This is a genomic window from Secundilactobacillus sp. MJ173, from assembly GCF_059704265.1.
The window spans coordinates 50908-63441 of record NZ_BAAKGN010000068.1 but is presented as its reverse complement, the minus strand read 5'-3'; the positions used below and the strand labels follow the sequence as shown (position 1 = coordinate 63441).

The following is a 12534-nucleotide window of genomic DNA, read 5'->3' as shown; positions in this document are numbered from 1 at the left end:
TTGGGGATTTTTGTTTTGAGCCCTTATATGTAACTCTTTGCTTGTTTGAGCACGTTTGGGAGAGAGTGTGACACAACTCGGTAGATTCCAGAATTTAACGTAAAATAACGCGTATTTCGTCGAACTTTGGCGGAATACGCGTTATTTTACGTTAAATGGCCGGAATCTGAGTTTTGACGCGCGATTAGGCTAGATAAAAGCAGCGAGCAAAAATAAAATCTGAGTTGTATTTCAGTCAAGAAACTAGATGGAACCCCTTACCAATCTAGACTCATACCACACCCAATTTAAGCTTGATTTAAGATTTAAATGAGCATAATAATATGTTTAATTACTTTTTATGCACCGGATAACTCACCTGATAGGATTCAATGCCGTGTTCTTCAAACGCAGCTTCTAGAATATGGGCAAACTCGTTAATATCTACCGATTGAGGCAAGTGAATCACCACGTCATTTTTATCTGTCATTATCAGGCACCCCTTCACGTTTATTTATGTCCATTATACGAACATACGTTCACGGTTGCAACCATAAATATCTGACATCTAATATCCGTCAAAATGTAAATTGTTTTTGCGTGTTTTTTTGTCAAATAGGTGTACAATTATTCGTTGCACATGTTTGTTTTACACACACGAAAGGAGATTCTGCAATGCTAAAAATTGCCAAGGGTCGTGTCTCCTATCTAGCCGTTCTCGGTGCGATTATATTCATGACCATTCAGGTGATTGCTAACCTGAACCTGCCTAGTTTGACCTCTGACATTGTTAACAACGGGGTCGCAACGGGTAATATCAGCTATATCTGGAAAGTCGGTATGAAAATGGTTGGATTTTCATTACTCAGTATCGCTGCCGCTATTTGTAACGTTTTATTAGCTTCCACAACGTCACAAAAACTCGGTCAGAATCTGAGAAGTGACATCTACCGTAAAGTGATGGGCCTCTCTACTGACGAGTACGATCAAATTGAAACTTCTTCATTAATTACACGAACTACTAACGATGTGGTTCAAATTCAAAACGTCGCCATTATGATGTTAAGAATGATGATTATGGCGCCTATCATGCTGATTGGGGCTAGTTTCTTAGCCTACAGTAAAGACCACACGCTAACCTTGGTGTTTGTAGTCTCGTTGCCACTACTGGCAATCTTCATGGGCATCATGTTGCGGTTCGCTATGCCAATGTTTCAAGCCATGCAAACCAAAACTGACCGCATCAACCGAATCTTCCGTGAAGGTTTGACTGGTGTCCGAGTTATTCGGGCGTTCCGTCAAGATCAGTTCGAACAGGACCGCTTTGAAGACGCCAACGTTGATTACACTCAAAACGCCATCAACGTTAACACATTGCTGTCCCTGGCTCTACCTGTCATGACACTGATCATGAGTGGCACCAACGTCGCCATTATTTTATTTGGTGCCCATTTAATCGGTAATCAGGCGATGCAAGTGGGTAATTTAATTGCCTTCATGACGTATGCCATGCAAATTCTGATGAGCTTTATGATGCTTTCAATGGTACTGATCTTTATTCCCCGTGCCCAAGCATCTGCTAAGCGTATCCAGCAGGTCTTTGACTTGAAATCGACCATGAAGGTAGCGGACGAGCCGAAGGAATTACCTACTGATACTGAGCATCATTTGGAATTCGACCACGTTTCTTACCGTTACTTTGGTGCTGAAAAGTCTGCTTTGACGGACATTGATTTCAGCGCTAAGAGTGGTCAAACGGTGGCCATTATTGGTGGTACCGGTTCCGGTAAATCGACCTTGATCAACCTGATTCCCCGCTTCTATGACCTGGAAAAAGGCCAGATCAAATTAGACGGTATCGATATTACCCAGCTTGCGCCCGAAAAGCTCCGGGACGCAGTTTCTTTGGTCCCGCAAAAAGCGACCCTATTTACCGGTTCATTACGAGAAAACATGAAATACGGTAAATCAGACGCTACCGATGCCGAAATTTGGCACGCTTTAGATATTGCCCGTGCCCGCGATTTCGTTGAAGAAGATCCTGATGGCCTTGATATGTACGTTGAACAAGGCGGCGGTAACTTCTCTGGTGGTCAACGACAACGGTTGGCGATTGCCCGTGCCTTGGTTAAGCAATCTGCTATTTACGTCTTCGATGATTCCTTCTCCGCGTTGGACTTTAAGACTGATGCTGACCTCCGTGCTGAATTGCGTCAAGATAAGCACATTCAACAGAGTATCACCGTCATTGTTGCACAACGAATCGCAACGGTGGCTGACGCCGATTTGATCTTAGTTCTCGATAATGGTCAATTAGTCGGTAAGGGTACCCATGATGAATTGAGAAAGACTAATGAAGTCTATCAAGAAATTATTAAGTCACAGATCAGAGAGGGGGAGGCTGAATAATGGCTGATTCTAAATCGAAACAACCCACCCGTCCTGTCCATATTGGTGGACCAGGCCGAGGTCGTGGTCATGGCCTAGTTGAAAAGCCAAAGAACTTCTGGGGAACAACTCGCCGGCTCCTGAGTTATATGTCTGATCGAATCGTCGGACTGGTTTTGGTCTTGATCTTTGCCATTACCAGTGTCGTCTTTCAAATTCGAACCCCTAAAATCTTGGGTAAAGCGACAACTGAAATTTTTACTGGCGTCATGAAGGGTCAGTCTCAACAAAAAGCTGGCTTTAACTTGACTCACCTCCCGATTAATTACGATAAAATCATTCAGATCATTATCATTGTCGGTCTCATGTATCTGGCTTCTGCCGTTTTCAGTTTCCTGCAGCAGTGGATCATGACACGGATTTCTCAAAAGACGGTTTACAAACTTCGTCGGCGGATGAAGGAAAAAATGCGTGTCGTGCCGATTCACTATTACGACACCCACAGTAACGGTGACATTATGAGTCGTGCGGTTAACGATATGGATAACATCGCCAATACCTTGCAGCAAAGTTTAACGCAGGCGGTCACTTCAACCGTTACCTTTATCGGAACTTTATGGATGATGCTCACCATTAGCTGGAAACTGACGCTGATCGCGCTGGTTACGATTCCACTGAGTTTGATCATCGTTGGTATCGTAGCACCGAAGTCACAGCGCTTCTTCGCCACCCAACAAAAGAGCTTGGGTCTCATGAACGACCAAGTTGAAGAAAATTATTCTGGTCAGCAGGTTTTGAAGAGTTTTAACAAGGAAAAAGACACCATTGATTCCTTTGAGAAACAAAACAAGGTCTACTATCAATCCGCTTGGAAAGCCCAATTCATCTCTGGTATCATTATGCCCCTGATGATGTTCCTCAATAACATTGGCTACGTCTTTGTTGCCATTATTGGTGGTATCTCAGTTGCCAACGGTAATATCACGCTTGGGAACGTTCAAGCCTTCCTGCAATATACCAATCAATTCTCACAACCAATTTCACAACTCGCTAACTTAATGAACACGATCCAATCCACCATCGCTTCAGCCGAACGGGTTTTTGACGTTTTGGATCAAGAAGACATGAAGGATACTTCCAACGACACACCGGTTAAACAAACCGATAATCTATTGGAAATGGACCACGTGAAATTCGGTTACGATGACAACGAACTCTTGATGAAAGACTATAATCTGGCCGTGAAACCAGGACAGCAAGTCGCCATCGTTGGCCCAACTGGTGCCGGCAAGACCACCATTATTAATCTGTTGGAACGCTTTTACGATGTTAAGGGCGGAGCTATCCTACTGAATGGTCAAGATACCCGGAACATGGATCGTGAAGATCTACGCTCACACTTTGCCATGGTGCTTCAAGATACTTGGCTCTTCACTGGCAGCATTTTTGATAATATTAAATACGGTCGTGAAGATGCAACCGAAGAACAAGTCATTAACGCCGCTAAAGCAGCTCACGTGGACGAATTCGTTCGTAGACTGCCTGATGGCTATGACACCATTTTGAACGAAGATGCCTCCAATATTTCCCAAGGGCAACGCCAACTGGTCACGATTGCCAGAGCCTTTGTTGCTGATCCTGAAATTCTTATTTTGGATGAAGCAACCAGTTCCGTCGATACTAGAACCGAAGTCCAGATTCAGCATGCTATGGGTCTCCTACTTAAGGATCGAACCAGTTTCGTGGTTGCTCACCGGCTGTCAACGATTCAAAATGCCGATAACATCATTGTTATGAATCACGGTTCAATCGTTGAAACAGGTACCCATGAGGCGCTGCTCAAACAGAACGGCTTCTATGCGGATCTGTACAATAGCCAATTCACTGACGGCATTTCATTTGGTTAGGAGGGACGCGTCGTGAAAAAAATTAGTTTGATTTTATCAGCCGCCCTACTTAGCTTAACGCTGGCAGCGTGTGGCAAACCTTCATTATCAGTCGCCCACAAGAGTTACGCCCCTAGTGGGATGACTGCCGTAATTAAGGGCAATAGTAATCAGAAAACAGTTAAATACCGGATCAACAACGGCTCCACCAAAAAACAGTCAGTACTGAATGGCAGTTACGCCATTACACTGCCTGCTAAACCATACCAGCAAACCGTTAAACTAACTGCTGGTGGCCGCAACGCTTCCACCGTTGTTAAGAAGAGCCCGGCCATCATGAGTTATAGTAAATTTGTCACCGCCTATAACCAAGCCTTGATGGCCACTGCCCTTTCTAAAAAAGATCAGGCAACGGCTATGCAGCTGCAAAAACAAGCTGCGCAATTGCAGCAGCAAAGTGCCAAGCTGCAGACTGAATCAAAGGCTGCTCAGGCTAAGTTAAAGTCTGGTGACACCTCAGCTCAAGCAGACTTGGCTTCACTAGCGAAGCAGGGTCAACAACTTCAAGCGCAAGGTGCTAAGTTGAAGCAGACTCAGGCATCATTAGCACCCGCTTTAGCTAAGGCTAAGAAACAAGTTGCTGACGATACCATCACTGCTAAAGCACGGACCGGTGTTTACAACTTGAAAAAGACTGACAACGCAACCGTTCGCGGGAATGTTGATAATGGTCAACTCATCGGTGCAACGCTGATGGTACCAACAGCTTCACTCAAGTCAAAGGCAGCTGCCAAAACCTTCATGACGGAGCTGGCCGTATTAACGGGCAGTACCGGTGCCAATACTCAAAAGGTATTAAAGGGCTTCGAAAATAAAGCCAACAAGAAGAACAGCAGTCAAACAACCACCAGTACGATTCATTCAAAGGGTATTGATTTTGACCTTGGTTATTCGAAATCAACCCTTTATATTTACGTCACACATCATTAATTAAATAGTGTTATTGAAGGGTGTCATCCTGTATTTATAGTCAGGATGGCATCCTTTTTTGTACGTTTTCTTAGGAATATTTAATAATTACAAATTTGATAATTTATCTATAATAGTTGCTCAATCAACGTTCGTCATATTACCCAATTATCAATATAATGACTGACATATCAACTATTATAGAGATAATTCATTAATAAACTGTAATATTCCAAAATGAATAAAACGACTAATTAACAAAAAATTTAAATATTTATTTAGTTCTAAGTATTGTCAGATAATTAAAATTAGAATATCATTAGAATAATTCGCACCACATAGTTGACCCTCCCTTTCGTTTTTAAAAGTAGGTGACAGTTTTTGAAAACTCTGAATCACGATCCTCATTTAATGTATGATCCTCAATTTGAACACGCTGCCTGTGGGATGGGCTTTATCACTCAAATTGACGGTCATGCTGACCACCAATTAGTTGAAAAAGCCCTCACAATGCTGGAACGCATGAATCACCGTGGCGGGACGGGCGCTGAACCCGATACTGGTGACGGCGCCGGTATTCTTATGGCAATGCCGGATACATTTTTCCGTCAGCAGATGGCAAATGCCAATCTGCAGCTACCTAAAAAAGGCGACTACGCTGTGGCACAGCTGTTCTTACCCCACGAAGTCCAAAAACGCGATGCCATGTTAACGGCAGTAACAGCACAAATCGATCAAGCCGGCTTCCCGGTATTATGGACCCGACTCGTTCCCTTTGTTTATGAAAACTGTGGTCCCGGCGCTCAAAAATCCATGCCAGGGTTCGTCCAAATCATCATGCAACGACCAGCTGATATCGCCGCTGGCCGCCCTTTTGAAGACCAGCTTTACACCCTTAGACGTCAGTTGGAACACGTTTTTGAACACCAGTCATTAGCCATTTGCTCACTTTCCAGCCAAACCATCGTGTACAAAGGCATGCTGCACGCCTATCAAGTTGGCCGCTTTTATCCAGACCTGCACGACCCTGCCATGGAAAGCGCCATTTGCCTCATTCATTCACGTTTCTCAACCAACACCTTTCCAAGTTGGGCGCGTGCTCAACCCTTCCGCTTCTTGGCTCATAACGGGGAAATTAACACCTTAAAGGGTGCCGAAAATTGGATGACTAGCCACGGCATTGATATTTACGACGAAGAAGATTCTGACTCCGCTAAATTGGAAAACTGCATGGAATACCTTTACCGTCAGGGACGCTCAATCCCTAAAGCACTCATGATGATGGTGCCAGAAGCTTGGGGTAGCGGTGTTCAGATGCCAAAACAACAACGCGCATTCGATGAATACAACGCCACTTTCATGGCCCCTTGGGATGGTCCAGCAGCACTGTGCTTCACCGATGGCATCCAAGTGGGTGCTTTTCTCGACCGTAACGGGCTGCGACCATCGCGTTATACCTTAACCAAGGACCGCGTGCTCGTGGTGGCTTCTGAATCCGGTGTGGTGGACGTCAAGCCAACTGACATTGTTAAAAAGGGAATTCTAGGTCCCGCTCAAATGATCTTGGTGGATACCAGCTTAGGCAAGATTTACCAATCAGATGAACTCAAGCAAACTTTTGCTAACGAACATCCTTATCAGCAATGGCTGACTGCTAACCGAATCTCACTGAAAAACTTGCCGGAAGTCAAAACAGAAACGGCTATTTCAGATGCCGATTTAAAACGGCTCTGGCTGCAAAACGGCTATACCCACGAAGTTATTGAAACGGCATTGATCCCCATGGCAGAAAACGGTGGTGAACCCGTGGTGGCGATGGGTTTCGATTCACCGCTAGCGGTGCTCTCACATAAAGCTGAAAATCTCTTTACCTACTTTAAACAGGCCTTCGCACAGGTGACCAACCCACCGATTGATCCCCTCCGTGAAAAAATCGTGATTAGCACGACCCTCTATCTCGGCCGTGACGCAGATATCACTACTGATACAGCCGAAAACTGTCATAAAGTCCGGATTGAAAGTCCCATTTTAAGCGATCAAGATTACGCCAAAATTGAAGCGCTGGACCTACCAGGCCTCAAAGTGGCTAAATTGGGCTTGTCATACGATCTTACTGAGCGTCCTAACCGATTGTTCCATGCCTTGGATGACCTATTCAAACGGGCTGAAAACGCCATTGATAAAGGCGCATCTATTCTGATTCTTTCAGACCGTTCTACTGGTAGGCACCAGCTGACCATTCCCGTCTTACTGGCAGTTTCTGGATTGCACAACTATCTCGTTCAGCAAGGTAAAAGTACCGATGCATCCATCGTAGTGGATACGGCAGAAGCCTGTGAACTGCATCACTTTGCCTGCCTCGTTGGCTATGGCGCAACTGCTATTCACCCTTATGGCGCTTATGCCACCCTGGTTTCACGTGGTTATGAAGCCAAATTAGCCAACTATCGACTGGCCGCTACCAAAGGCATTATCAAGATTATGAGTCGGATGGGGATTTCCACCATCGCCGGTTATCAAGGCGCTCAACTGTTCGAAGCAGTTGGCCTATCAGCTGAAGTGGTAGACCAGTATTTCACTGGTACCCCGAGTCGAATCGGCGGCCTAACCCTCAATCAAATTGAAGACGAATACGCAGTGAAATATCACGCTGCCTATGATGCTCACAACATTGACGATTTACCATCCGGTGGCAGTTTCCAGTTCAAATCAGATGGTGAACATCACCTTTACAACCCAGAATCTATCTACCAGTTCCAAAAGGCAGTGCGTTCTGGCAGTTACGAGGAATACCAAAGATACGCGCAACAAATGAATCAAGAAGCTATTAGCGATCCTGTCACCCTACGTTCTATGTGGGAAATTCAAACAAAGGGTCGGACAAGCGTTCCCATCAACGAAGTGGAGCCAGTTAGTTCCATCGTCAAACGGTTCAAGTCCGGCGCCATGAGTTTCGGGGCCCTTTCAGAAGAAGCCCACGAGACGATTGCCATTGCCATGAACAAGTTAGGCGCACGCAGCAACTCCGGTGAAGGCGGTGAAAACCGGAACCGATTTAAAGTTGGTGCTGATGGTCTGAACCGGAACAGTCGGATCAAACAAGTTTCCACTGCCCGGTTCGGTGTCAACGCTGAATACCTTGAAAGTGCCGATGAGATTCAAATTAAAATGGCACAGGGCGCGAAACCTGGTGAAGGTGGTCAACTGCCCGCTGGTAAAGCTTATCCTTGGGTGGCTAGTATCCGGGGTTCCATTGCTGGTGTGCAATTAATTTCACCGCCGCCTCACCATGATATCTACTCGATTGAAGACCTTGCTCAGTTGATTTATGACCTAAAACAAGTTAACCCTTACGCGATTATCAACGTTAAGCTGGTCTCTTCAACTGGTGTTGGGACGATTGCAGCCGGCGTGGTTAAGGCTGGCGCTGATACCGTGGTGATTGCTGGCTATGACGGTGGTACCGGTGCAGCTCCGAGAAACTCCACCCGTGATTGCGGGCTGCCATGGGAAATGGGCTTAGCGGATGCGCACCAAACATTAGCGCTTAACCATCTCCGTCAGCGAACCACTCTTGAAGTGGATGGTAAACTGCTGACCGGTCGCGATATTGCAGTCGCAGTCATGCTGGGCGCTGAAGAATTCAGCTTTGCTACCCTGACCATGGTGGCTATCGGCTGTATCATGATGCGGAAATGCAACCTCAATACCTGTCCCATTGGCATTACCACCCAAGATCCACAATTACGGCGTCTATTTGCCGGTAAACCGGAATACATCATTAACATGATGCACTTTCTGGCACAGGATCTCCGGGAACAAATGGCCCAATTAGGCTATCGAACCGTGGATGAAATGGTCGGTCATGGTGAACATCTGGCTCCCCGTTACGTCCCAGCTGGTAAGGCTAAATCGCTTAACTACGATAGGATGATTGGTAAAACCATCACCATTCAACGTAAAGCTAAGGATCCCTTCCGTGCTAAATACAACTGGCCTGACCTCAACGCGATTACTGAAGCCGGCCTGAAAAACGGGACTACAATATCGATCAATCAGCCTATCAATAATACCAACCGGGCAACAGGAACCCGACTCGGTGGCTGGATTGCTGCTCGCTTTGGCAATCAGGGACTCAAACCGGGTGCTCTGCAACTGAACTACACCGGTACTGCCGGTCAAAGTTTCGGTGCCTTTATTACCCAGGGATTGGAACTCAAGTTACGCGGGGAAGCTAACGATTACGTGGGGAAAGGACTTTCTGGAGGCCGACTAATCGTTGCTTCGCCAGAAGGTGCCGAAGACATCTACGCCCACGCCCCGATTATCGGTAACGTTGCCTGTTTTGGTGCCACCAGTGGGGAAGCCTTCTTCAATGGCCGCGCTGGTGAGCGTTTCTGCGTTCGTAATTCCGGTGCCAACGTCGTAGTGGAAGGTATCGGCAATAACGGCTGCGAATATATGACCGGTGGCGTCGCTGTCATTTTAGGGCAAACGGGTCGGAACTTTGCTGCTGGTATGTCTGGTGGTGTTGCCTACGTTTATGATTGGAAACACAACTTCAAACAGCGTTGCAACACCGAACTCGTTGATCTGTATGATTTAGACGAATCAGGCGACGACAGCATCCTCAAAACTTTGATTGAAAAACACTATTACTACACCCAATCTTCACAGGCAAAGAAAATTCTCGACAACTGGGAAGAAGCAAAGCAGTTATTCGTGAAAGTCTATCCAACTGATTATCACCGGATGCATGACTTGATTCACAAATTTGAACAAGCGGGCGTCCCTGAGAATCAGGTGATTCAAAAAGCCTTCGACGTCGCCACTCAAACGGGAAAGGAGTGATCGGTATGGGAGATCCAAGAGGATTCATCAAACACGATCGAAAGAGCAACCCCATGCGGCCGATTCCAGCACGCATCAAGGACTTCAACATTATGGAAATCGACTTAGGTGATGCTGATCGCCGGATTCAGGCCAGTCGCTGTATGAACTGCGGCATTCCCTTCTGTCATCACGGTGTTTTTTACGGCGGTAAACGTGGTGTTAGCGGCTGCCCAAACGATAATTTAATTCCAGAATGGAACGATCTGGTTTATAAGCAACGCGATAAAGCGGCCTTTGAGCGCTTAACCCGGACCAACTACCTGCCAGATATGACTGGTCGAGTTTGTCCCGCACCGTGCGAAGTCGCCTGTGTTAACGCCTTAAATGGCCCCGGAATCACCATTCGTAATAACGAAAAATTCATTATCGAACAAGCCTTTAAAAATGGCTGGGTAGTTGATTCAGGTAAACCCGCTCACCGAACTGGTAAAAAAATTGCGGTTATTGGCAGCGGTCCCGCAGGTATTGCTGCTGCGTGGCGCTTAAATCAACTGGGACACTCCGTCACCGTTTATGAGCGAGCTGACCGCTTTGGTGGTTTACTGATGTACGGGATTCCTAATATGAAGCTACCTAAAGAAGTTGTTGAACGGCGGATTCAAGCGATGCGTGACGTAGGCATTAAATTAATTGCCAATACTGAAGTGGGTCGAGATATCGACGTTGAAACTTTAAGGGCTGAGTACGATCGCATCGTGATCTGTACCGGTGCTCGTGAAGCCCGTGATTTAGACGTTCCCGGCCGGCAGCTTAAAGGCGTTATGAAGGCCGTGGATTTCCTAACTGACGCAACTAAGTCAGTGATTGAGAATGGTACTGAAGCAACGGATGCGCTAAAGGGCAAGCACGTGGTAGTCCTTGGTGGCGGCGATACGGGTAATGACTGTATCGGAACTGCCATTCGTCAGGGTTGCGCCGGTATCACCCAGTTGGAAATCAATCCGGAATTGCCAAAGGAACGCACCTCAGATAATCAATGGCCAGAGTGGCCAATGGTGCTGAAAGACGGCTATGGTCAACTGGAAGCCCAACGGTTATTCGGAGAGATTACAACGTATACGGCAACTGCCACTGGTTTCTTCGGTAAAAACGGTCAACTATCTGAAGTTGAGGCTAGCCGTACCGATCATTTCAAGCCAATCCCAGGCAGCCAAAAACGTATCAAAGCTGACTTAGTCTTACTGGCTATGGGTTTCACTGGTGCGGAGCAATGGCTGTTTGACGCCTTTGGTATTACTAAAGTAAACGCTAATTACAGTACTAACGATAGCCAGATATTTGTGGCCGGTGATAGTCGCCGTGGCCAAAGTCTGGTGATCTGGGCCATTTACGAAGGCCGGATGTGTGCTGAAAAGATCAATGCTTCGTTTGAGGTGTTGTCGGCTAAAGTCTAATTTAAAATGATAAAAAACGGGCAATTTTCAGCGAATTGCCCGTTTTTACTTTCTTGAATTTAGGTAACAAAAATAGCGCTGATGATCACTCATCAGCGATATTTTCAGTGACGCGAACGACTAATTATTTCTCGTCTTCACGTTTCTTTTGCTTCGTGAAACCTAATAGACTCAACATACTCATGAGACTGATGCCAAGTAATGCCCAAACACTGGTATTTTGTTCGTTGGTTTGCGGCAAAGTGCCTGTCTTTTGACTAGTAGCCTTGGAACCCGTTACCCGTTGTGGCTGACCAGCTTCGGCGTTGCTGCTCTGTTGGACCAGTCCAGATTGCGTACCACTATTAGCACCACCCGACTGAGTTGGCTGACCAACCGTCTTTTGACCATTATCAGTGGCAACCACATTATTGTCTTTCCCACCGGTCACTGGATTACTACCTGACTCATCACCACCAGGCACCGTATTGTTGTCGGAACCATCAGTAGTCATATCAGTACCATCCGTTGGTGTACCAGTACCATGATCAGTTGAACTGCCATCTGGTACATCCGTCGGGCCACCATTATCTGAAGGATTTGCAGGTACCGTGACACTGACGGTAATTGGCTTCGATGGATCTTGGTTATTCGGAATCTCAACGTCGCCATCCGTACCGTTTAAGACATAGCCGTTTGGCACGTTTCCAGAAACATCAAACCGATTACCTGGGTTACCTACGACAGTTGCCGTACCAACTACATCACCACTTGGTGTGACAAAGTTGACCGTGTACTCGTTGGCTGAAGGAACATTATCCGTTGGCACTTCAGTCTTAGTCCAAACTTGAATACCGTCAGTATCTTGACCAGCCGGAGTCGTGACGTTGAAGACAATTGGTGTCTTCGAATCATCGCCAGCGGTTATCGTGATATTGCCAGTCTTTCCTGGAGTCGGAACATAACCCTTTGGTAAGTTTGGTGTGAGCTCGTGCTTGTCGCCTGGATTACCAACTATGGTCGTCTTACCAACCACATCACCATTT

Annotated in this window: 7 protein-coding genes; 5 read left to right on the top strand and 2 right to left on the bottom strand. The window is 46.3% G+C overall.

Annotated elements, in window-relative coordinates; all coding sequences use genetic code 11:
• Positions 1-331: 331 nt before the first annotated feature.
• The gene (locus AC6H04_RS10920) at positions 332-469 is read right to left on the bottom strand and encodes a hypothetical protein (protein WP_180245613.1); all 138 of its coding nucleotides are present in this window, start codon (positions 467-469) and stop codon (positions 332-334) included.
• Positions 470-654: 185 nt separating this feature from the next.
• Between AC6H04_RS10920 and AC6H04_RS10915 the strand changes: the two genes are divergently transcribed.
• The 5 genes from AC6H04_RS10915 (at position 655) to AC6H04_RS10895 (ending at position 11509) form a co-directional block, all read left to right on the top strand.
• On the top strand, positions 655-2388 hold the full coding sequence (locus AC6H04_RS10915; RefSeq protein WP_497571699.1) for an ABC transporter ATP-binding protein: 1734 nt from the start codon (positions 655-657) through the stop codon (positions 2386-2388).
• A complete protein-coding gene (locus AC6H04_RS10910) occupies positions 2388-4274 on the top strand; it encodes an ABC transporter ATP-binding protein (RefSeq protein ID WP_497571698.1) in 1887 nt (628 codons plus the stop codon). Before AC6H04_RS10915 ends, AC6H04_RS10910 begins: the two co-directional genes overlap by 1 nt.
• Before the next feature lie 12 nt (positions 4275-4286).
• Complete coding sequence (locus AC6H04_RS10905; protein WP_497571697.1) at positions 4287-5243, top strand: hypothetical protein; 957 nt, start codon at positions 4287-4289, stop codon at positions 5241-5243.
• A gap of 360 nt (positions 5244-5603) precedes the next feature.
• Positions 5604-10073: a glutamate synthase large subunit gene (gene gltB / locus AC6H04_RS10900; RefSeq protein WP_497571696.1), complete on the top strand. Its 4470-nt coding sequence runs from the start codon at positions 5604-5606 to the stop codon at positions 10071-10073.
• A gap of 5 nt (positions 10074-10078) precedes the next feature.
• Positions 10079-11509 carry a glutamate synthase subunit beta gene (locus AC6H04_RS10895; protein WP_497571695.1) on the top strand — a complete coding sequence of 477 codons (1431 nt, stop codon included), beginning with the start codon at positions 10079-10081 and terminating at the stop codon, positions 11507-11509.
• Positions 11510-11633: 124 nt separating this feature from the next.
• Here AC6H04_RS10895 and AC6H04_RS10890 read toward each other — a convergent pair whose 3' ends face one another.
• A complete protein-coding gene (locus AC6H04_RS10890; RefSeq protein WP_497571694.1) occupies positions 11634-12524 on the bottom strand; it encodes an LPXTG cell wall anchor domain-containing protein in 891 nt (296 codons plus the stop codon).
• Positions 12525-12534: the final 10 nt, after the last annotated feature.